Source organism: Peribacillus simplex (assembly GCF_900156045.1).
Taxonomy (GTDB): Bacteria; Bacillota; Bacilli; order Bacillales; family DSM-1321; genus Peribacillus; species Peribacillus simplex_D.
This window is the reverse complement of record NZ_FTMX01000004.1, coordinates 260,025-283,022: the sequence shown is the minus strand read 5'-3', so window position 1 is coordinate 283,022 and position 22,998 is coordinate 260,025. Positions and strand designations below refer to the sequence as shown.

Annotated in this window: 16 protein-coding genes and 2 pseudogenes; 5 read left to right on the top strand and 13 right to left on the bottom strand. The window is 36.5% G+C overall.

All coding sequences use genetic code 11. The features are described 5' to 3' along the window. Nucleotides 1–71: 71 nt before the first annotated feature. Nucleotides 72–965 carry a fumarylacetoacetate hydrolase family protein gene (locus BW986_RS15620; RefSeq protein ID WP_076368787.1) on the top strand — a complete coding sequence of 298 codons (894 nt, stop codon included), beginning with the start codon at nucleotides 72–74 and terminating at the stop codon, nucleotides 963–965. A gap of 502 nt (nucleotides 966–1,467) precedes the next feature. On the opposite strand, the gene BW986_RS15610 is transcribed toward BW986_RS15620, so the two are convergent. Next, entirely contained in the window at nucleotides 1,468–2,286 is an 819-nt protein-coding gene (locus tag BW986_RS15610; RefSeq protein ID WP_076368786.1) for an ABC transporter ATP-binding protein, read from the bottom strand. Between the two features lie 418 nt (nucleotides 2,287–2,704). Next, nucleotides 2,705–4,756 (bottom strand): helix-turn-helix domain-containing protein, encoded by a 2,052-nt coding sequence (locus BW986_RS15605; protein WP_081395649.1) that lies wholly within the window; start codon nucleotides 4,754–4,756, stop codon nucleotides 2,705–2,707. Between the two features lie 135 nt (nucleotides 4,757–4,891). On the opposite strand from BW986_RS15605, the pseudogene BW986_RS31245 reads away from it, so the two are divergent. Together BW986_RS31245 and BW986_RS15595 are read left to right on the top strand one after the other, a co-directional pair. Then, nucleotides 4,892–6,119 (top strand): annotated as a pseudogene (locus BW986_RS31245) (MFS transporter). Between the two features lie 12 nt (nucleotides 6,120–6,131). Further along, nucleotides 6,132–7,586, top strand: a complete 1,455-nt coding sequence (locus BW986_RS15595; RefSeq protein ID WP_260320867.1) for a M20 family metallopeptidase — start codon at nucleotides 6,132–6,134, stop codon at nucleotides 7,584–7,586. Between the two features lie 181 nt (nucleotides 7,587–7,767). Here BW986_RS15595 and BW986_RS30270 read toward each other — a convergent pair whose 3' ends face one another. From BW986_RS30270 to BW986_RS15555, 9 genes and pseudogenes are all read right to left on the bottom strand, one after another. Next, nucleotides 7,768–7,905: a hypothetical protein gene (locus BW986_RS30270; protein WP_179086087.1), complete on the bottom strand. Its 138-nt coding sequence runs from the start codon at nucleotides 7,903–7,905 to the stop codon at nucleotides 7,768–7,770. A 182-nt stretch (nucleotides 7,906–8,087) separates the two neighbouring features. Continuing rightward, nucleotides 8,088–8,603: a cyclophilin-like fold protein gene (locus BW986_RS15590; RefSeq protein ID WP_076368784.1), complete on the bottom strand. Its 516-nt coding sequence runs from the start codon at nucleotides 8,601–8,603 to the stop codon at nucleotides 8,088–8,090. Nucleotides 8,604–8,774: 171 nt separating this feature from the next. Beyond that, the gene (locus BW986_RS15585; protein WP_076368783.1) at nucleotides 8,775–9,479 is read right to left on the bottom strand and encodes a DUF4405 domain-containing protein; all 705 of its coding nucleotides are present in this window, start codon (nucleotides 9,477–9,479) and stop codon (nucleotides 8,775–8,777) included. A gap of 30 nt (nucleotides 9,480–9,509) precedes the next feature. Beyond that, nucleotides 9,510–10,256, bottom strand: a complete 747-nt coding sequence (locus BW986_RS15580) for a cytochrome P460 family protein (protein WP_179086086.1) — start codon at nucleotides 10,254–10,256, stop codon at nucleotides 9,510–9,512. 505 nt (nucleotides 10,257–10,761) lie between these two features. Continuing rightward, nucleotides 10,762–11,862, bottom strand: coding sequence for an alpha/beta hydrolase (locus BW986_RS15575; RefSeq protein WP_076368781.1), 1,101 nt, complete (start codon nucleotides 11,860–11,862; stop codon nucleotides 10,762–10,764). A gap of 569 nt (nucleotides 11,863–12,431) precedes the next feature. After that, complete coding sequence (locus tag BW986_RS15570; protein WP_076368780.1) at nucleotides 12,432–13,613, bottom strand: MFS transporter; 1,182 nt, start codon at nucleotides 13,611–13,613, stop codon at nucleotides 12,432–12,434. A gap of 40 nt (nucleotides 13,614–13,653) precedes the next feature. Further along, nucleotides 13,654–15,129 (bottom strand): glycoside hydrolase family 1 protein, encoded by a 1,476-nt coding sequence (locus BW986_RS15565; protein WP_076368779.1) that lies wholly within the window; start codon nucleotides 15,127–15,129, stop codon nucleotides 13,654–13,656. A 179-nt stretch (nucleotides 15,130–15,308) separates the two neighbouring features. Then, nucleotides 15,309–17,150, bottom strand: a complete 1,842-nt coding sequence (locus BW986_RS15560) for a beta-glucoside-specific PTS transporter subunit IIABC (RefSeq protein WP_076368778.1) — start codon at nucleotides 17,148–17,150, stop codon at nucleotides 15,309–15,311. Nucleotides 17,151–17,444: 294 nt separating this feature from the next. Continuing rightward, nucleotides 17,445–17,540: pseudogene (locus BW986_RS15555) on the bottom strand (SDR family NAD(P)-dependent oxidoreductase); the annotation flags it as partial. Between the two features lie 182 nt (nucleotides 17,541–17,722). On the opposite strand from BW986_RS15555, the gene BW986_RS15550 reads away from it, so the two are divergent. After that, nucleotides 17,723–18,631 carry a LysR family transcriptional regulator gene (locus BW986_RS15550; protein WP_076368777.1) on the top strand — a complete coding sequence of 303 codons (909 nt, stop codon included), beginning with the start codon at nucleotides 17,723–17,725 and terminating at the stop codon, nucleotides 18,629–18,631. 326 nt (nucleotides 18,632–18,957) lie between these two features. Next, nucleotides 18,958–19,704, top strand: coding sequence for an SDR family oxidoreductase (locus tag BW986_RS15545; protein WP_076368776.1), 747 nt, complete (start codon nucleotides 18,958–18,960; stop codon nucleotides 19,702–19,704). Between the two features lie 1,456 nt (nucleotides 19,705–21,160). Here the strand turns inward: BW986_RS15545 and BW986_RS15540 are convergent. Further along, the gene (locus BW986_RS15540) at nucleotides 21,161–21,574 is read right to left on the bottom strand and encodes a hypothetical protein (protein WP_179086085.1); all 414 of its coding nucleotides are present in this window, start codon (nucleotides 21,572–21,574) and stop codon (nucleotides 21,161–21,163) included. A 489-nt stretch (nucleotides 21,575–22,063) separates the two neighbouring features. Then, complete coding sequence (locus BW986_RS15535; RefSeq protein WP_076368774.1) at nucleotides 22,064–22,804, bottom strand: TylF/MycF family methyltransferase; 741 nt, start codon at nucleotides 22,802–22,804, stop codon at nucleotides 22,064–22,066. Nucleotides 22,805–22,998 lie beyond the last annotated feature (194 nt).

Here is a 22,998-nt window from a genome sequence, read left to right as displayed (position 1 = left end):
ATGGTTCCCTTCTCTTTTGTCTATATATAAAAACTTAGTTTTATAATATAAAACATTAGGAGGCTAAATTTATGCGTATTATCCGATATTTACATGATCATTCAAAAACAACTCTAGCCGCTGTTACAAATGAGGGAAAAGTATACCCTCTTCCTCAAGATGGATTGATTGAATTAATCCAACAGGCAAACGAACAAAATGTTTCTCCCCTCTCTTTTGTAGAATTCACCATTTCCAATTCAAAGCCCATTCCATACTCTGTAGAAGATTTATCGTTACTTGTTCCTATCGTAGCTGAAGAAGTATGGGCTTCCGGTGTTACATATGAGCGTAGTCGCGATGCACGTAACTATGAAGCAACAGGTGGAAAGCTTGATGCAACCACTTTCTATGACAAGATATATGAGGCTGAACGGCCAGAAATTTTCTTTAAGTCTACGGCTGCCCGTACGGTTGGTCCAGGACAGGACGTTTACATACGCAGTGATTCTAATTGGCAGATTCCTGAGCCAGAAGTAGGCATTGTTATTAATCGAGATGGTGAAATCCTTGGATATACGATTGGAAATGATATGAGTTGTCGTGACATTGAAGGGGAGAATCCTCTTTATCTACCACAAGCAAAAATGTGGAAAAATTCTTGTTCCATTGGACCGGCCATTCTCCTTGCAGAGTCTGTGGAAGATCCCTACAATTTTGACATCACATGTCGAATCTACCGCAATGACGAGCTTAAAGTAGAGGGAAAAGCGAATACTAGCCAGTTAAAAAGAAAATTTGATGAATTAATTTCTTTCCTCATACGCGACAATGAAATTATTGACGGCACTGTATTATTGACTGGTACATGTATAATTCCACCAAATGACTTCACCTTATTAGATGGCGATGAGATTGAAATTGAAGTCTCTAATATTGGTGTCTTGAAAAATAGTGTAAAGTTACCAAATAAAATATTAGTTTAAGTAGATCAGATCATACACTAACCATGTAGAAAACTACTCATTCCACTCCCGCATCGAGGCACTAGTAAAGAAATACAAGAAGGCCTTTAACTCCAATAAATCCATGTCCCCACACAAACTGAGGCATACCTATGGGACGAATTTAATGGAACAATCAGGAGAATTCATTTGTTGATGACTCAACTCGGTCATACTTCAACCACAACGGCTGCCCTCTATACAAACCCTGAGCAAGAGAAGGCTTGAAAAGGATTAAAAAAAGGAGAAGATTTTTAGTCTTCGCCTTTTTAGTTTGAGAGCACATAACAATGCCAAGTATAGTACTCCCTTATAGAGACACCTACCATTCTACATATTGAGACAAATTAAGATGTCCTAACGAGTATGATTATGACTCACTAAATTAAGTTATTTAATTAGGCCCTCCAATGGAAAGCAATCTATATTCATCTTGTAGTTTTACCATTATGACTGCTTTACTTTACTCTTCAACATACTAGGTTTATTTTTTTTCAGTTAATAACAAGGATTTAATCCGGATCCAGGGACGCCCATTCTCCCATTCTACTTTGACTGGGACACGAAACGTCTTTTCCAATAATGATTCGGTTAATACGTCCCTTTTTTCTCCTTTATCCATAACGTTCCCCGAATTGATTAACATAGCATGGGTTATAGATGGTACAATTTCTTCAATATGATGTGTAACATATAAAATGGTTGGGCCGTTCGGTGCAGCAATCATATCTTCAATAGACGTTAACAGCTCTTCTTTAGAGTAAATATCCAGTCCATTGCAAGGCTCATCTAAGATTAATAATTGCGGTGAAGACATGAGGGCCCTTGCAATCATTACTTTTCTTTTTTCACCTTGAGAGAGTGTGTGGATAAATTGGTTAGACAGACGTTTGATTCTGAATTGGTCAAGTAATGCTTTTGCTTTCTTTACATCATCCTCTGTAATTTCCTCATATAATCCAATTGAAGCAAATTTTCCGCTTAAAACTACTTCAAGTGCTGTATCATTTGGGCGAGACTGATATTCCTGATCTAATGAGGAACTGACCCAGCCGATGGATTTCCGCAGTTCAGGAATATTCGTTTTTCCAAAAAGATTTCCTAACACGGACACTTCACCACTATTTGGCCATTGATAACCTGTAATCATTTTTAAAAGGGATGTTTTCCCAGATCCATTTAGTCCTAGAAGAGCCCAATGTTCCCCTTTTTGGACCTCCCATGAAACCCCATTCAATAACAGCTTTCCATTTCGTTTCCAGATAATGTTTTTAAGTGAAATGATGCTTTCCGTTCGGCTCACTTTTTCTCCTCCTTAACGTATTAAATCCTTTTCAGACGGTTTTCCCCATGTACAATATCTTTAAAATGTTTCCATGGTCCGTTGCTGCGTTCATAGGCGATATCCAATGTCACCTAACAAACAGTGTTAGTGTAAAAAGCAAATTAACTGAATAATGTAATTATACTTACATTTTAACATTTTATAATTTTTTCAAGAGCATTGTTTTGTTTTCTCAATTTTTTTAGTTTATCCCCTTCACCCAAGGGGGCAAAACTAGAAGAATATATCCATTACTACCATCGTCAACGATATATTAATATTACCTTTTAATTTAGTATCTAATTATCTTAGTTTAAAGTAGTGTTCTAATATAATCCCATCCATCTACAGGTTCGTTGAGTTTCTTGCCAAACTGTTAATAGCAATATTGCGGTAGTCAAGTTAGTGAGACGATTGAATTTCTCAAATAACATGCAAGTTGAACTTTTAAAATATCTTCTGGATTCGAAAAGGAAATTTGAAGCTTTTCTTCGATCCTTTTTAGCCTTTGATATAAAGTATTAACATGGATATGCAAAATTTTGGCTGTTTGTGTAGCTTGACGGTCGTTTTCCATATAGGCAAGCAGGGTTTGTTCTAAATCCAAAGTACCGTCTTTATCAGATTGGATGGGATTAAAAACTTCATTTACAAAAGAGTTCAAGTCATCAATGGGTTGGTGAATAAAAAGATGATTTATGCCAATATCTTGATAATTCACGATACTTTTAAGCTGCCTCGAGATCAGAAAAGAAAGGGCTTTATCCGCTTCGGAGTAACTTTTTGCTATATTATTCATACTTGGATAGCAGGTACCAATCCCTATTTTTAGAGGTTCTTCATGCACATTAACCCAGTTGGAATGAATAAGCTCTAGTCTCTTTTTTACATAATCTTGATCTGCAAAGTTATTAAATTGGCATACCAACGTCACTTTATTTCCATAACCAAAAACGATTGAAACAAATATTCCTAATTGCTTTTTAATTTGGGCAATAATTTTATGCATTTGCATATTAACGAAATGGAAATCTGCATGAGGATGTAGATGAATCACGATTGCCATATAATAGGGATGATCATTAATTCTAAGCTCAATGGCCTTCTTTCGTATCAGGTTATATTCTTGGCTCTGAATAAAATCATTAAATAGATCATTTGTTTTTTGATAAAAAGAATCCACTAATGTTTGTTTTCTAATAATCTCTAATGCAATTACTGAGCTTGCCTGTTCAATAATCATTTTGTTTAAAGGAAAAAGGTCATCTTCCTCCATTTCTACGGCCATTATTCCAATTGGAACATCAATGGCAATTATAGGGTGAATGTACCAGGACTGACTATTATAGGACTTAGTAAAAAAAGATTGAGTTGGTAATTTTGTATTTATTTTTATCAACTCTGAAGGAAGCTCCACTTTCCATGGGGTTGGATTTGAATATATTTGATCATCTGTTAAGTCTACTATCATTACTGGATGGTTTATCATCTTTTTTATTTCATTTGCGATTTTTTGTAACCCTTTACTTTGAAGAGACAGTTTTATTAAAGAATTGTGTATGGTATCTCGTTGAATTAAAAGGTCATTTTGTTTTTTTAGATTTTGGTATAACTTCGAATTTCTTAAGACAATAGAAACCTGATCGGAAAAACTTTCTAACAGTTGTTGATCATCTTTCGTTAAAAGAGGATAAGGACCGTTTTGGTAGACGATCAATACACATAAAGCACTCTCTTCAACCTTTATTGGAACTGAAATAATGGATTGTAAATCGTCAAATTGGACAGAGTTATACAAATGAAAAAGATTACCTGGTGAAATATTAGAGGATTCCGAGAGAATTCCCTCTATATTTGTAAGCGTAAAAGATTTATTATCTTTAAATGTCTTCCCAATAATCCCCTCCCCTACCCTCATCCTCATTTTTCCGATTTCTTCATTAGGACCGCCTGTCCAAGCTTTAGGAAAAAGCACGTCTAAGCTTGGTTCGTATATCCATAGAACTCCCATAGTAGCTACAGGTATAACAGATAAGGCATTCTCTAATATTTTTTTTAACAAGTCATCTAAATCTTCGTGTACGGATATATCACGGATGCTCTCCATCATTTTGTTCCTAATATATTTTTCTCTATCTAGCATTACTTGCAAGTAATGTAAATCTATTATCGGCCTAAGTTTTTGCTTGCTTTCGATTTTTAATGCGGATGATACGCTGAGCCTGAGGACAATGGTTGTATGATTGGAATAATGATAGTAAATATCGGTGTAATTTTCATGGGTGCGAATTTTTTCATTTAAAAATCTTTCTGGTATGGGTGTTTTTTTGTCAAAATGATGAGATAAAACAAGTGAAAAATCTAATCCATTTATGCTTTGCCACAGTTGAAAATTTGAAAGGCAACAGTCACCCACTAAAAATTGTTTGATTTTCATCAATGTTTCCACTTTTTACAACCTCCATAGGAATATGTAGACCTCCACATAGTTTATGTAATTATTATATAGAATCACACATTGTTTGAATAGTCAGAATTTTTTATAATGATACAGAATTCTACTAATTTTGCTAGGAGGAATTATATGGTATCTAAATTGTCGCAGAACTGGAAGTATGTCATTATCATCTTGCTATTTTTAGGATGGTCAATTGGAAACTTTGATCGATTTTTTATGAATTATGCGATTTTAGGCATTTCAGAGGATCTACATTTAAGTGCCTCCCAGACTGGAATTGTTTTAAGCAGCTTTTTTGCAGGTTATGCCTTAATGCAAATTCCCGGTGGGTGGCTCGCAGATCGGTTTGGTTTCCGAAAAATCATTATCATGGCTGTTTTTGCTTGGTCCGTTTTCACGATTTTGTCAGGAATGGCGTGGTCCTTCATGTCCTTGATCCTCATTCGATTTCTTTTTGGACTTGGGGAAGGCAGCTTTTTTCCATCTGCGTCAAAAGGTATTGCGAGTTGGTTTCCACAAAATGAACGTAGCCGTGCCATGTCCTTCATGCTAACTTCTGGGACGATTATGGGTGTAATAACACCAATAATTGGTACACAATCCATGCAAACTATCGGTTGGAGAACCATCTTTTATATTGCGGGTGCCATTGGTATTATATTTGCCTTCCTCTATGTATTTTTCATAAAAGCGGAATGATTCAACTGTAGGAAAAAGTGAAAACCCCTCCAAAAATAAAGCGCCTTTAAGAGAAGTTATAAAAACTCCGATTATCTGGAATTTGTTCATTGCCTATTTTGCCATTTACGCAGTTCAATGGGGATTAATGGCGTGGATGCCAACGTATTTAGTGGCGGAACGCCATCTCGACTTAACATCGGTCGGGTATATTTCAGCTATTCCAGCGTTTGCAGGAATTATTGCAATGATTGTAAGCGGCTATATTTTGGATAAATTACCTGAAGGGAAAGATAAGGTAATTGCAGCTGTATTTGCAGTATTAACGGCGGTCTTTCTATATTTAATGGCTTATGCGCCAAATATAGCAATGTTTGCTGTCTATCAAAGTGTTGTTACTGTATTCATGTCGTTTAATATTATTCTGATCATTTCAGCTCCATTAAAAATGCTATCTGAAGAGGTTGTAGGTACTGCAAATGGGTTCATTAATACCGGTGCCCAATTCGCTGGTGTTCTGACTCCGATGTTAATAGGATTTTTAGTCGATGCTTTTGACGGCTCTTATACAGTTGCTTTTATGATGCTGATTATGTTTGCGCTATTATGTGCAGGATCTTTATTTTTAATTCGCTCTAAAAAAGAGGTTCCTTCTTTCAAAAAAAATGCAATTTAGGAGATGGGAAAATTGACTACTCTATCAGAAAAAATTACAAATTTAATAGATAATAAACGCACCTTGTTTACACAGCTAAGTGATCAAATATGGGAGTTTGCAGAAACTAGATTTGAGGAATTCCATTCGGCTGATCTGCTTAGCGAAGCAATGGAAAAGGAAGGGTTTGCTGTAAAAAAGGGAATAGCTAGTCTTGAAACCGGTTTTATTGCCTCATATGGATCTGGTCATCCGGTCATTGCGATTCTCGGGGAATATGATGCCTTGGCAGGACTAAGCCAACAAGCACGCAGCAGTAAATCTGAGCCCCTTATTAAAAATGGAAATGGCCATGGCTGTGGCCATAATTTGCTGGGAGTGGGTTCCTTAGCGGCAGCCATTGCGGTTAAGGATTATTTGATGGAAAATAAGCTAGTTGGAACAGTACAATATTTTGGCTGTCCAGCAGAAGAAAGTGGATACGGGAAAACCTTTATGGCAAGAGACGGTCTTTTTAAAGATGTTGATGCTGCTTTCTCATGGCATCCTTCAACAATGAATGCTGTCATGAACTCCACTGCCAATGCGGTAATCCATGCACACTTTAAATTTAAAGGGAGAAGTGCCCATGCCGCTGCATCACCACATTTAGGAAGAAGTGCATTAGATGCAGTCGAACTTATGAACATTGGAGTCAATTATTTGAGAGAACACATGATTGATGAAGCCCGGATTCATTATGCTGTAACCAATACAGGAGGATTGGCTCCAAACGTTGTTCAGGCTGAGGCGGAAGTGACTTACTTAATCCGTGCACCGAAACCAGATCAAGTAAAAGAGCTTTATGACAGGGTAGTTAACTGTTCCCGCGGTGCGGCACTTATGACGCAAACGAAAGTTGATTTCGAAATTCAAGGTTCCTGCCATAATTTAATTCCTAATATGACCCTTGAAAAAGTGATGCACCAATATATGCAGGAAATAGGAGCTCCTCTTGCTACTGAACAGGATATAAACTATGCAAAAACAATCTATGAATCGTTAACTGACGAGGAGAAGCGTGCGGCAGCTTTACAAGTTGGGAAACAAGGAGCTTCTCAATTAGCAGAACGACCTATTGCCGACTTTATCGTTCCTTTTTCTGAAAAAGAAACATTTATGGGTGGGTCTACAGATGTTGCCGACGTTAGCTGGAATGTTCCAACAGCACAATGCGTTACTTCCACCTGGGCATTTGGAACACCATTTCATACTTGGCAGGCTGTCGCACAAGGTAAAGAAAGCTACGCCCATGATGCCATGTTATTAGCTGGAAAAGCAATGGCATGTACCGCTATTTCGGCTCTTGAAAACCCAGAATTACTTGTTCATGCTAAAAAAGAGTTAGCTGAAAGACTCGACGGGGAAACGTATACATCCCTAATTCCCAAAGAGCTTACACCTCCGAAAAATAACCAAAAGGGTATCAAACAAAAATTGTTCAATTGATAGTTTGATAACGGAAAAATAAAAAAATCATTTAGATGCACTACGTGAACCATACCATAAGTAAAGGCTTTTTTTTAAAAATAAATAAGCCTACTCGAGAGTCGTTCTCGAATAGGCTTATTCCCAATAATATTAAATACCACATGGTAAACCCCAAAGAAATTAGTTGCCATAGTTTTTTCTATAATGGAAGGTTCATATTCAATAACTTTTCAGTTTTATCCAAATAAACGCCAGCATTATTATTCAATACGACTAATCTTCCATACCGCTCATTTAATGTAATCGCAGCTTGACGGATACTATCTTTTTTCGGCATTTTATGGTATCACCGGTAATTCAGTCAATGATATGGAACATGGATGATAAATCAATAATGGTTAGAAAACTGTTATAGATTGTTGGAATGAATACCTTCTCTAAAAAATTGTTGTATAGAGGAATGCATAGTTTCTTAGTAAAATAGTGAGTTATATAAGGAGCTATCTTATTCTCTATCAATTAGTCAACTTTTTCAATTGAAACTGTAAAATCACTTTGAATATTTTCAAGATTTTCTTTTCCTGATTCAATCTGACCTAATATAATAAGATCACTTGTAGAATCTTCAAGACCTTTATAAAAAATAGCCAAATTTCCCCAAGGTGAAAAATAAGCAAAGTCTCCTTTTGTTGGTTGGTTTCGGGATTGCTCATTATCTGCTGATAATCTTTTCTGTAAAATACTAATTTTCTCTTTACCTACGTAATCTTCAAATGTTACCGTTAACGGCAATTGAGTTAAAAAATCCCTACTTGCTGGATTATCGTACATTCTAACAAGTACTTCCTCCTTTTTAAACGATAATTTTATTCTTATATCTGAAAGGCTATCTTCTGTTGGTTCTTCTTGTGCACGGTTTGATTTGTCACTTGCATTATGACTTCTGTCGGTTTCAGATAAATTATTGTCATTACTGCTGCAAGCAGCGAGGAGAAAGCTCATTACTAAGATAGCCAAACCTAACAGTTTTTTCATCTTGTTTGCTCCTTCTTTTTGTACGTTTATTGATGATGATACCCTTTATTTCATTAGCAATACTACCGAAGGGTGAGTACCATCAGCATAATGAATAAAGCTACATCTGTTCCCATCATATTCTTCTATTGAACTGATGCCTGAACCCAATCCAAGATATTCATTTGATATCTATCCTTTTAAACCTCCACTAGTTCTTGGTGCCTCTTTTTGTTCCTGCCTCGAAATAAATTTCAAAGCGTAATGTGTCCCAGCAATATAGATTCCCATGATTGATAAGTGGTCAATTAAAAACCTTATTGTAGAATCATCATTGAACCAACCAAATGGGTTGTAAATGAATAGCTTAGTACCCATTTCTTCCTCAAAGGAGGAATGCACCCCGTAGGCAACAATTAATACCGCCAAAATACGTAAAGTAATGGTACGAATAGGGCTAATATCGGTGATTCTCGACATCCTCCGTACTGAATTGATAATCATTCCCCATGATAATCCTATGTGTACAGCCATGATGATAAATCCCCAATAGGCTGTCTGAACATGTAATTGCCGGAAGGTCATGTCATTAGTTATCGGTATAAAGGGAAATATATCACTGGATATTAGTATTCCACATATCATCATCAAAATCATTGCAACTAGAAAAAGCAGATTGAGGCCGATTTGCAGAATACGCCGAAAAGTGTGCTTTCCTTTTAGAATCGCTTTATACCAACGTCGATTTAAAAAATTATGGACGATAAATAATACAAGGACCACAACGCCAATGACTTCATGAATCCTATTTCCGGTAATATAGTAAGCCATTGCTATTAACATAAGAACTGTCATAACAAGGTCATTAATAAGCCTGAATAACATCTTTCGATTCAAAATATTCTCCTCTTTCTATTTAATGCTTGATTAGCTTTTATATTGCTGTAAATACATCTTTAAAAGAACGTTCTGAATTTTTTTCGCTTTTTCCTCATCATCTATTACATTACTATCTTTATTTACATCCTTAGAATAATTCACATGAGCAGCTATTTCACTAACCTTCCAATGCTCTGTAAGGATAGATGCGAGTGGGGTTTCTGAACTGCTGCTTTTTGCTTGTGAAATCTCTCCCAAATCAAACTCTTTCATCTGATCCATCGAATTCATATAGTCATCTCTTTCCTGGTTTGCGTGGCAGGAAAAGCAACGGCCAATATTGTCTTCAGCCACTTCTCTGTCAGGTGTGAAATGCTGGTATTCCCATTCCCCATTACGCTCTTCAGGCGAGTATTTGGAACCCCAGCCGGTACGCTTTTCCATCACTAAATAATGCTCAATCTCTCCATCTCGAAATCCTTCCAGAGTGATAACGGTGCCGCTCGGAAGCTCCTCTCCATTCCGCACCGCTTCAATTGCTTCCCTACTATTTACATAGATGTTTTCATGGATATCTCCTCGATCATAAGTGGCAAACACGATCCCCTTTTCAAGGTCTTCAGGGAATTTTACAAGGTTAGCACCAGATCCAATCTCAGCGTATTCCCCAGACTTAGCCCCAGAGGAACCCTCTTCTTGACGAGCATTGTCCTTTGTTTCAATATCATTGTTATTGCAAGCAGTAAGGGCGAGGGCTAGTAACAATGCAAATGAATGGATTAATTGTTTGTTCATCCCGTTTTCCTCCTTCAAGTTTCGTTTTTTGTCTAGTAAATTCATCGTGACTGGGCTTCTCGCTGTATTAATTAATCCAAGATGGATATCTTTATCTTTAGATGGTAAGGGGATTACTTTCATACTGACTTCTTCTCTGTTCGTTAAATCCGCCAAGCAAAAAAACTCCGAAGTGCAGTCTCAGATGTAACAAGTAAATTGTTGTTATTTATGGGAGCATCCAATGGAATTGGTGAAGCAACGACTAAGAAATTTGCACAATAAGGAACAAATTTCTTAGTCGTTGCACCTCATGGTAATTAATACAATACCTCTCAAATCTTAGTAGCGTACTGAGATTTCATATGTGGTGAAGAACGCTTGAAAGCTCCTGTTGAATCATTTCCAAATATGGAACTCTAGACAAAAAAATGTGAATCCCGACAAGATATGTGGAATTCACACCATGGTTTCATTCAATGTATCATTAGCACAAAAAGCTCTTCATGATCTTCCAACACAAGCATTATTTTTTCTTCAGATTTTCTTTGAAGAAGGACTCAAGCTTGTCAAAGGGAATTAAATTCACTCGGTCGTACAGATCTACATGACCTGCGCCCGGAACAATGTAGAGTTCCTTCGGTTCGCCGGCTAGCCTGTATGCTTCTTCGCTGAACTCCTTAGAATGAGCATTTTCACCCGCGATGAAAAGCATCGGACGAGGAGATATCGTCTCTATGTCTTCGAATGGGTAAAAATTCATAAATTTGACGTTGCTGGTAAGCGTAGGATGCGTTGTAAGTGCCGGCGACTGACCTTTAGGGGTGTATTCACCTCTTGGAGTACGGTAGAAATCATAAAACTCACGCTCAATTTCGGTAGAGTTTTTATTTAGTTCATGTACCGTCCCACTGGTGTATTTGGTTTTACCGCCTGTGAACTCCACATAGCGTTGCTCTGCTGCCTCTTCAAGAATCTTCTTTCTCTGCTCGACAGTCTGCGAGTGTTTAAGCCCGTTACGGTTAGCTGCCCCCATTTCGTACATACTGACTGTTGCAATGGCTTTCATCCGCGGATCAATCTTGGCTGCGCTGATGGCAAAGCTCCCGCTGCCGCAAATCCCGAGAACCCCAATCCGATTCCTGTCAACAAACGGCCGCGTGCCTAGGAAATCCATCGCAGCACTGAAATCCTCGGCATAGATATCTGGCGAGACAGCGTTGCGAGGCTGCCCCTCACTCTCTCCCCAGAAAGACAAATCCAAGGACAAAGTAACGAATCCCTTTTCAGCCATTTTTTGTGCATACAGATTCGCACTTTGTTCCTTTACTGCACCCATAGGATGCCCGACAATGATTGCGGGATTTTTGGTTTTCTTCTTCAAACCTTTGGGAATAAAAAGGTTCCCTGCAACTTTCATCTTGTATTGATTTTCAAAAGAAACCTTCTTCATGTTTACCTTGTTGCTCTTGTAAAAATTGTCTGCTCCATTGGACATGTCCGGCGTGTATGCAACAGTCTTGGAGACGGCGCCAACGTCGGTCTTGGCTGCAACGATGGTCACAAACAAAAGCAAGCCCATTGCTATCATTGTGAGTACACGCATGATAATCGATTTTTTTTTCATTTTAAATAACACCCTTTCAAATTAGGATAATTAAAGGATTTTCTTCTGTGGCAGCTATCACATAACCTCCTTTGTAATTTATTCTAGCGTGTTATATACATATATCCCATTGCTTATATCTCATATCAAGATATGCTTTATGAGCATATCTTGATATATACTAAAACATTATAAATGAGTACTGTTATATGGACTTTAGAGAATTGCGATATCTTCTTATGGTTACAAGAGAAATAAGTATTACGGGTGCTACTGATTTTTTGCATGGTACATAGCCATCCTTGTCAAGACAATTAAAAGAACTTGAACGAGAGTTAGGGAAACAGATGAAGGAATGCTCCTATGTAAATTCTTTATCAGATATATAGGATTTTCAGAACTTACACCTCTAGAATAAGCACGATTGCTTTGAAATAAAATTCGATCAAAAAGAACATCTCACAATCCAGACTTTTACGATAAATAAAAAGAATCCATTTTGAAAAAAGACTGATCAAAATGGATTCTTTTTCAGTAGATTTTAAGATTGGTTTTATTAATTAAAGATTGTTAATTTCTACCTGTGTTTGTCAATAATCATTCTCTATTAGTTGATTTGTTTTAAGTCTATACATATAATTTCTAAGTAAAATACATATAAAACCTAATACTAATGTAAGTACACCTACGAATAAAATATATTCTGTGCCAAATTGTGCGATAATGATTCCGGCTACACCAGCACCGATAGTTGTACCTAAGTTAACGGAAGTTAAGAATAACCCATTCGCGAAATCTGGAGCTTTGGGCGCAGACGACATAATCCAATATTGATTAATGTTTGCACCAATACCTCCAAGCATCCCCCAAACTAAAATAATAATAGCTGTAGGTACAGTAAGCTCTCGCACAAAGAAAAAGATAATATAAATAGCAGTTAATACAATGGGAAAGATTGTGACAGAACGAATTGGATGGTCCGTTAGTAATCTGCCTGCGATAATATTCCCAATAATATTAGCTAAGCCGTAGACAAGTAACATGGTACTAATCATATTTAATGACATATTCGTTACTACATCTAAATATTCAGCTAGGTAACTATATACACCGAAAATGGCTGCGTTTAAAAAAAGAACTGCCAAAATAGAGAGCCAAGTAATGCCCTGCGTTAAAATTTTTAGCTGAGAACCATAAGAAAGTCTTTCCTGCACAGGCATAGAAGGTACAAATAGTAAAGTCGCAATAAATGTAAAAATATTTACGACAGCGAAAAAGGACATCGCCATTTCAAGTGAAATCGTATTGGCAATAAAGCTTACCACAGGAACACCTAGAACCATACCTGCGGAAACCCCTATAAATACTTTAGAGATGGCTTTTGGTGCCTCCCTTTCACTAACAGAGGCAGCAGCTACTGATAAAGCAATAGAGACATATACAGGATGGAAGAAGGCTGGTATAACACGAACTAGCAATCCTACTGTAAAATTAGTTGTAAAAATGGAAATAACATTACCGATAATGAATATAGCTAATACCAGTAACATGACCTTTTTTCGATTTATACGTGAAAATACTAATGGTAGAGTTGGACCAGCAATGGCAATGGCTAGCGCAAAAAGACTAACCATTAAACCAGCTGTAGAGACACTGACATCAAAGTGATCCGCTAGGGCAGGGAGTATACCAATTACGCCCATTTCGGTATTGATAATACCAAATACACCAACTGCTAAGATAAATATAAATAAACTATTAGAATTCTTCATAAATTAGTGTTCCACTTCCTTTAATCATTCATATTGACGTTTATTCTAATTTTGCTCCATTTGTAGCAATGACATCCTTATACCAATAAAAAGATTTTTTCTTTATACGATCAAGAGAACCATTTCCGTAATCATCTAAATCCACATAAATAAAACCATAACGTTTGCTCATTTCTCCTGTAGAAGCTGCTACTAAGTCAATACAGCCCCAAGGTGTATATCCTATTAAATCAACTCCATCTTCCACAGCTTCGTGCATCGCTATAATATGTTTTTTCAAATAATCGATTCGATAATCATCGTTAATTTCACCATTATCCTCTATTTCATCTTTTGCACCGAGGCCATTTTCAACGATAAATAAGGGAACTTGATAACGATCCCACAGATCATTCATCGAGATTCTCAACCCTAAAGGATCAACCTGCCATCCCCACTCACTGGATTCTAAGAATGGATTCTTAACTCCTTGCATAAGATTTCCCGAAGTTGGATCGCTCTTTTCAGAAGTTGGATCGCTCTTTTCAGAATTTGAATCATTAATTGCCATGCTCATGTAATAACTGAATCCGATATAATCCACCGTATTATTTTTTAGAATCTCTAAATCTCCATCTTCAATTTCTGGAGCTTTTGCATCGTACTCTTTTAGTAATTGATTAAAATAGCTTGGATAGTATCCACGAACTTGGACATCACTCGTAAAATAATCAAAAGCTCGTTGCTTTAATTGTGAAGCAAACTGATTTACAGGATTCGAATCAAAAGCATATAACGGGGCATAAATCTGCATACACCCTACTTGAATATCTTCTCTTAACTCATGTGCAATTTTTACTACTAAAGCACTCGCAACAAATTGATGATGCCAAGCTTGAAAACGATTTGTATAGTCTTGAGCGCCAGAAGATGCAATCAGCCCTTGAGATAGAGCCGGAAATTCCATTGCCGAATTGATTTCGTTAAATGTCATCCAATACTTCACTTTATGGGCAAACCGATTCAAGACAACTTTAGAATAATTTTCAAAAAAACCAACCAACTCTCTGTTTTTCCAGCCACTATAAACTTTTGCCAAATGAACTGGCATTTCATAGTGAGAAATTGTTATCACAGGCTCAATTCCGTATTTTAAACATTCATCGATCAATTCTTCATAGAAAGACAGTCCAGCCTCGTTAGGTTCTCCTTCATCACCCTTTGGGAAAATTCGGCTCCAAGCAATTGAAAACCTGTAAGCTTTAAATCCCATTTCTGAAAATAAAGCAAGATCTTCTTTAAATCGATGATAATGATCAATACCCAGATGGTTTGGATAATAGTATTTGTTTTGATCTATCTCCCAATCAAAGTCTGGTGAAGCAATGATTGAAAACCTATCCTTACCCCGAGGCATTGTATCAGCAACAGATATCCCTTTACCATCCACATCAAACGCACCTTCACATTGATTAGCCGCTGTTGCTCCGCCCCATAAGAAACCTGCTGGGAAGACAGTTTTTTTAAATTCACTCATTTAATATTTCCTCCTTCATTCTTTTCACGTAGGTAGTTCATTTTCTTTGTATTACTTTAAGAAAAATACAATTAAACAGAAATTGTAGGATTAGCATTGTTCTATTTATCCGCTATTTTAAGGAAATCAATTTAAATGCTTGTCCCACGACATAGTCACATCTCTATGTATGATCACAACTAGTTCGGGACTAATGTTAACAACCTTTCTTTTGCTTGAACGGTATCGGATTTCAGTTCAATAAAATCAATATAATGATCTGTATTGGTTATGATAATCGGTGTAATTACTTCATAGCCGGCTTCTTTGATTTTCTCGACATTGAAATCAATTAAATGTTGCCCTTGAGTCACTCGGTCTCCTTGCTTAATCTCAGATGAGAAATGTTCTCCTCGTAACGAAACTGTATTAATTCCAATATGAATTAATATTTCTCCCCCTTCATCCGATTGAATCCCAATTGCGTGATAGGTTGGAAAAACCATCGTCACGACACCATTCACAGGAGAGGTAACTCGCCCTTCAGTCGGCTCTATTGCAACACCTCTTCCCATCGCATAGGAAGAAAATACAGAGTCATTGACTTCCTTTAACGGTTTAACTAAACCAGATAATGGGCTCAATATCGTTTCGTGTTTTTCAGATGATGGTTCTGACTCTAATTTCTTTTCGTCCATTGCTTTTGTTTTCTTATCTTCAAAACCTAAAACAATTGTTAATCCGGCTGAAACTGCAAATGCAAGAAACATGGCAATAACATAAGAAATTAACGGAGAATATATAGGAACACTCAACATAGAAGGAAAGGCATATGCAGTGGCTACTGCTCCAAGTAAACCACTGACACCTCCACCGATTATCCCGGCGATTGCTATATAAATAAGTCCACGTTTATACCGAAGTGCTAACCCGTAAAGGATTGGTTCCGTAATTCCTGAAAATAGTCCAGGCATCAATGTTGAGCCAGCCAGTGCTTTTAATTTCTTATCTTTCGTTTTTAAGAACACACCGAATGCTAAACCGATTTGCGCAAAGACAGACGCAGACACCAATGCAAGAATCGGATCACCTCCAATTGCTACATTTTCAAGAATAAAAGGTGTGAATCCAGTGTGTATTCCAAATAAGGTAAGGAAGGTCCAACTTCCACCCAAGATAGCACCAGTTACTACGCCAGTTTCTGCATATAAGAAATTAATGAAAGTTCCGATCGAATTAGCAATATATACACCAATAGGACCAAATGCTATCGTTGTTAATGGCACGATAATAATTAAAGCCAACATAGGGAGCATAAACATTTGCAAATCTTTATGAATGATTTTTTTAAGATATCTATTTAATAAAGCATAAATAGTGATTGCGATAAAAGCTGGAAACACAGATGAAGAATAGTCCATTAAAACAACAGGGATATCAAGGAAATCTGTCATATCCCCACGATTTTCTAACAATCCAGTGAAATTAGGCTCTAGTAATGTTGCTCCTATCATCCCACCTACATAAGGGTTTGCGTCAAGCTTTGTAGAAATTGTGATACCTAGAAAAATGGGAAGGAAATAAAAAATCGCATTCCCGGCAGCTAATAGAATAGTGTAAGTTCCGCTGTCAGTTGATAGGATACCGGTCATTGTTAAAAGAGCTATTAATGCTCTCAGCATACCTGCCCCAGCTAGCGCACCAAGTAAAGGCGAGAAACTTCCTGAGATCACTTCAAAAACCTTTTCAATAATATTTACTTTTTGCTTTGATGGTCTTGTAGTTCCTTCACCATCGATATTTACAGCAGATTGTATTTCTTTAAAAACTTCAGATACATTGCTTCCAATTACTACTTGAAATTGGCCGCTATTTACAACAACACTCAACACACCATCTAAATTTTCTAGTTTTTCTTTACCCGCTTTCTTATTATCATGAAGGTTAAATCGTAATCGCGTTGCACAATGCACGACATTTTTTATATTTTCTTCTCCACCCACGAAGTAAATGATTTCTTCTGCTAGCTTTTTGTAGTTCAATTTTTTCACATCCTTTTATCAATTAAGGGTACAGTTACAGGCCAATAAAACGGAATTTAAACTATTGGTTTACCATGAACAGAAAATTGCCTCTATCAGTTTATAGGCAATATTTTTCATTGCGATTGTGTTGTAGGAAGAATCATTATTTCCTTCATTGACGTATCCGTCAGTCAACTTGTTTAGTTGGGCGGACGATGATCTCGCTTACCGCAGCAGTGTCAGGTTTGTTTATGGCATAAGGGATTGCATACGCTATATCACTTTGCATTTATACCGATAGTAAGCTGAAGATTCTCCACGACGAGCGGCACTGATTATTTTTGCTCCTTCTTCTGCAAATTTCTTAGTGGTTGCCTTACCAATTCCAATTGATGCACCCGTAATCACAACAACTTTATCTTAATAGTAGACATAGTAGATAACATCCTTTCTTACTATTTTTTACTTTGTGTAATTCATTCTAGCTGTGCCTTTTGTTCATAACAAATGCTTATATCTTATAATGAGATATGCTTGTTAAGCATTTCTAATATATATATACTAAAAATAGTAAAGAAGAGGTGTGATAAATGGAATTTAGAGTTTTGAGGTATTTTCTTACTGTTGCAAGAGAAGGAAGCATAACAGCTGCAGCTAATGTTTTGCATGTGACACAGCCCACCTTGTCAAGACAAATAAAAGATCTTGAACAAGAGTTAGGAAAAAAACTATTTATTCGCAGTAGTCACAGTATCATACTCACAGATGAAGGGATGCTCCTCCGAAAGAGAGCAGAAGAAATCGTTGATATGGTCGAAAAATTAGGTGTAGAATTTAGTTCTATGGAAGAAACAATAAGTGGTGACGTATATATAGGTGGTGGGGAAACTGACGCCATGAGACAGATTGCACGGGTAGTGAAAAATTTACAATTGAGTTATCCAAATATCCGGTATCACCTGTACAGTGGAAATTCAGATGATGTGAATGAACGGCTTGACAAGGGATTGCTTGATTTTGGTATATTAATTCAACCGGCGGATTTATCCAAATACAATTATGTCAATATCCCAACCAAAGATGTTTGGGGTGTTGTTATGAGGAAAGATAGCCCTCTTGCTTTCAAAGATACCATTCAAGCAGTGGATTTATTAAATGTTCCGCTAATCTGTTCACGGCAGGCTATGAAACAAACATTGTCTAAAAATGAATTTGCAGATTGGTTTGGTGGAAATTTTGATAAATTAAACGTCGTGACTACATACAATCTTGCCTATAATGCTGCGATCATGGTTGAAGAGGGTATTGGTTATGCACTAACCCTTGATAAAATAGTAAATACGTCTAGTGATAGTAACCTTTGTTTTAGACCGCTAGAACCAAGACTTGAATCTGGCTTAAACATTGTTTGGAAAAAGCATCAGGTTTTTTCCGCTGCTGCTGAACTGTTTTTAAAAGAAATTCAGGGGAAATTTCCAAGTTCTTTATCAGATATATAGGAAAATCGCGTAAAAATATAATGAATTATTTATTATAATCTACTCCTCGAAGTAGCCACTATGGATTACAGTGATATTGACCATCAATACGCCCTAATCCGGCAACTGCTAACTTAACGGAAGCCTTGCTTCTTTGTGATATTTACTTGCACAACCAAATACGTTAGTGCAATAAAAAAATCGAAATTCTTTTTTAGAAAATAAGATATTCTGGTTCTTCTTTTTTACAAACAATTAAACTAATTTCTAACAATATTAAAATTTCCTCTTGCGTTAGAGTTAACTCTAAGGGGTAAACTCACCATGTACACAAAGGAGGAATAAAGATGGCAATTGAAAACAAAGTAGTTATAATCACTGGAGCTTCATCTGGAATTGGAGAAGCAACTGCAAAATTATTGGCGAGTAAAGGTGCTAAAATTGTTTTAGGCGCTCGTCGCGAAGACAAATTAAAAGCATTGACCGAGGAAATTCAAAAAGCTGGTGGACAAGCTGCTTATCGCGTCACAGATGTTGTTAATCCAGATGATAGTCAGCAACTTGTTCAACTAGCTAAAGACACTTTTGGTGGCGTAGATGTAATCTTCTTGAACGCTGGAATAATGCCTAACTCACCCCTTTCTGAATTAAAAACTGACGAGTGGAATAGCATGGTTGATGTTAATATTAAAGGTGTGTTGAATGGTATCGCGGCAGTATTGCCAACATTTACATCGCAAAATTCTGGACATATCATCACCACTTCATCAGTAGCTGGGATTAAAGCTTATCCAGGAGGTGCGGTTTATGGCGCAACAAAGTGGGCTGTTCGTGATTTAATGGAGGTTCTGCGTATGGAATCTGCCCAAGAAGGTACTAACATCCGCACAGCAACTATTTATCCAGCAGCAATCAACACGGAATTGTTGGATACGATTACGGATAAGGATACTTCAGAAGGTATGACTGCTTTGTACAAACAATACGGTATTACATCTGATCGAGTTGCCAATGTTGTGGCATTCGCGATTGATCAGCCAGATGATACGAACATTAATGAGTTTACAATTGGACCAACAAGTCAACCTTGGTAATAATTACAAGATGAAATAAAGCTAAAAGCTATTCATTTACTAAATCTTAGGCTGTCGAGAAGACCTCGACAGTCTTGTATTCGGTCTCCAGACCGTCCCCTCTAAGTTAATTCCTTCTTTTTCGTAGACACACCATACAGTAAAGACCATTGCCGCCTCTATATATGACAAATTGGAAGCATTACAGCCGCTTCAATGAATCAAGTGGATATCGTTTGATGAACTCCTTTCTCTACTATTCTCGCTAAACGTTATGTAATCTTCATATAAACTGAATTCTTATGATGCCTCAGTTAACTTATCCATTACCCCGAACGCTAGTTACCTTACCTACCGAACACTCGTCAATTGGAGATCTTTTCATGGCTCCCATTATATTAATTGGAATTTTGATTTAACTATTTCTCGGTTTCTTTAGATAATTTTGGTGTTACTATAAATAATCTGTTCGTAGCTCTACTTATACCTACATAGTAAATTCGGTGTCCTCCGTCTTCAAATAGGTTTGGGTTAGTTCGATTCACACGGAATTCACACCAGAAGAAAGAGCGATTCTTAGATTTAATAAGAGGATATGTGCTTAACGACCAGCAAGATAGACATAGTAATGACTTGTATCAAAGATAACTTTAGAAAAAGGCACAAAGGTACGGAAGACGATTATCATAAATGAGGAAGTTGGGGCTTTGCTGGATAGCCAATAGAAATTCAGCAAATCAGAATTCTGCCTGCTACTAAAATAGCATTTCCTCCTTAGAGGACATTAAAAAAGACACTGATCCCGATAAAAATTAAGGGAAACAGCATCTTTTTTATTGTGTCTAAATAGAAAGAAACAATATTTTTCCCTTGAAACTGAAAGCAATAAACATTAAAACAAGTGATATAACTTTATTAGTAACAAAGGACTTCGACAAGTGTTTTCCCTAGGGCAATTAGGGGAAATGTTTAAGGGTGTTACACCACCACTTAGACACGTTGGAGTTCTTTTTTTCGTCCATATTTAATTATGGTTAATTATCCAACAATTGCTACCGAATAACATGAGTCTTTACGCTCTAACGTAAAACTATAGAAAAAGGAAGAGCCTATAGTCTTTGTCATTTTGATGATTCAGTATACATAAAGTCAATTTCAAGAAGTTAGCAAAAAAGCCAAACCCTTGATACATCTGGGTTTGGCTTTCTTTCATTTTTTATCGATTATGCATAGATTTTATATATTATTGATTTATCAACGTTTTTGGCTTCTAAAGAAGTCCGGGAACTACATAAAAAAGTAGGGGTTTATGCAATCTCTTATTCAACTACCCCCACTCATTTGTCATTCATGCAGTGCAAACTCGTCCCTGCACCACAGAGAATGAAAATGGATTAGAACCGTCAATATTGATTCTATGGCTGGGAGAGGCAGGTCGGTAAACTATGCGTTAGAGCTTTGGAGTGATTGTATAATTTTATGGATATGAATATGATATTCCTGAAAAAGTAACTGGTCCAGTAACATCTGCAGCGGATAGATCACTTTCTAGTTGAACAGTTAACAAATATGCTTCGTTGATTGTAGCAGGAACATTCGTATCAATTGCGTGAAGTGAAACCGTTTGTTCTTGTCCTGCTGATAATAGTACTTCTTCTCTACTAGAAAAAATTACTTGGTCACCTCTAAATATGTTAAATATTAATACTGGGGCTAATAAGGCAGATGTAACTCCTACTGTAGCATGTAATAATACCCTATTGTCACCTTCTGGAATAACTAAACCAAATAATGCAAGAGAAATTGGTGTTGTAGTAACCTCTCTATCAAGAGAACCACTCACCGGAGGGGCAGGGACACTTGTCCCAATACTTACAATGTTTGCCATCATAACAACTCCTTTTAATTTATCCTTTTATTTTATTAAATTTTATTTTAATTGATTGGGTTAGAGCCAATTTCAGGAAAATTTAGCGAGTTTTATTTAAAGTAGCGTAGTTCCCTGAACTGTTGGCAGAGGAAAACTTTGATGTGCCAACTATGTTAAAAATCATGTATTAACGATAAAAATGTTAATACTGAAAAAAGCGAATCCCATTAGTAACAAGGGATTCACTTTTTTTATGCTTCTTTTGGCTAACTTTCCTAATTATTAGAGTGTGGGAAATATGATGTTTATTATCAAAATAATATAATTGTATATGATATACATTTCCAGTTTACATAAAGCCAGGAGGTAGCGAAAAAACGATTCTTCTTTAGATAAGGAAATCGGCTTCTTCTTCAACTATCGTTAGTTAAACAATCTTATTACATTCCTAGTTGTCTTTTGTAAACTATGGAAATTGGCATGCAAAAAAGCACTCCCTTGTTGAGTCAGTTATTTCATTTTCCTCCAATATACACCAGTTAAATCTGTGTTATCAATTTTTATAAGCGGTTCATCTATTTCAAATTCTTTTCTAAAATCTGTTACTGCAGCTGCACAATTTGGTAAGCAGCCGTAATCATCAATAATAATGTATCCACCTATAGAGACTTTTGGATAAATGTTTCTCAAACTTTCCATAGTTGAGGAATACATATCTCCATCAAGTCTTGCAACAGCGATCTTTTCAATGGGAGCAGTAGGTAACGTATCTTTAAACCATCCTTTTAAAAAATGGACCTGCTCATCAAGTAAGTCATACTTTTGAAAATTTCCCCGTACTTCATCGAGTGATACACGTAGAAAATCAAATGTATGATGAGGGTCTCCCTTGTCTTGAGGGTATTGTTCAATGTTTGGTACTGGCAAACCCTCGAATGAATCAGCGACCCATACTTTACGATCATTCACTCCATGGACCTTCAAGAAACCTCTCATAAAGATACAAGCTCCACCTCGCCATACACCTGTTTCTATAAAATCACCTTCAATGTTTTCCTCCAATACAGATGTCATACATTGTTGTATATTTTCCATACGAAGTCTTCCAATCATACTATGTGCAATTGCTGGACAATCAAGACCTTGTCGACGAATATCAGGGTCAACACCTTCATGTTCAAGCCATATCTCATACAAAATTGTTTTTTTAAGTAATTCTAAATATAAATCAATAGCTAAATTTTTAGACATCTTTACACTCCCTCTAATTAAAATAAAGTTTTAACATAACCATAGTGTTTCTTCTTACAACAAAAATCATAGTAACAAGTTACAGTAATATCATCTTTTTCTATTAAGTTTTCTATCAATATATGAAAAGCAAATAAAAAGTAAAGTATTCGTCTATATTGATAACAAATTACCATTTTGTATATCCCATTATC

Excerpts from the sequence above, each read along its gene's own strand:
- BW986_RS15620 (WP_076368787.1), top strand. The coding sequence starts at position 72 with ATGCGTATTATCCGATATTTACATGATCATTCAAAAACAACTCTAGCC.
- BW986_RS30270 (WP_179086087.1), bottom strand. The coding sequence starts at position 7,905 with ATGCCGAAAAAAGATAGTATCCGTCAAGCTGCGATTACATTAAATGAG.
- BW986_RS15550 (WP_076368777.1), top strand. The coding sequence starts at position 17,723 with ATGGAATTTAGAGTTTTGAGGTATTTTCTTACTGTTGCAAGAGAAGGA.
- BW986_RS15565 (WP_076368779.1), bottom strand. The coding sequence starts at position 15,129 with ATGAGTGAATTTAAAAAAACTGTCTTCCCAGCAGGTTTCTTATGGGGC.
- BW986_RS15590 (WP_076368784.1), bottom strand. The coding sequence starts at position 8,603 with ATGAAAAAACTGTTAGGTTTGGCTATCTTAGTAATGAGCTTTCTCCTC.
- BW986_RS15570 (WP_076368780.1), bottom strand. The coding sequence starts at position 13,613 with ATGAAGAATTCTAATAGTTTATTTATATTTATCTTAGCAGTTGGTGTA.
- BW986_RS15535 (WP_076368774.1), bottom strand. The coding sequence starts at position 22,804 with ATGTCTAAAAATTTAGCTATTGATTTATATTTAGAATTACTTAAAAAA.
- BW986_RS15575 (WP_076368781.1), bottom strand. The coding sequence starts at position 11,862 with ATGAAAAAAAAATCGATTATCATGCGTGTACTCACAATGATAGCAATG.
- BW986_RS15580 (WP_179086086.1), bottom strand. The coding sequence starts at position 10,256 with ATGAACAAACAATTAATCCATTCATTTGCATTGTTACTAGCCCTCGCC.
- BW986_RS15545 (WP_076368776.1), top strand. The coding sequence starts at position 18,958 with ATGGCAATTGAAAACAAAGTAGTTATAATCACTGGAGCTTCATCTGGA.
- BW986_RS15540 (WP_179086085.1), bottom strand. The coding sequence starts at position 21,574 with ATGATGGCAAACATTGTAAGTATTGGGACAAGTGTCCCTGCCCCTCCG.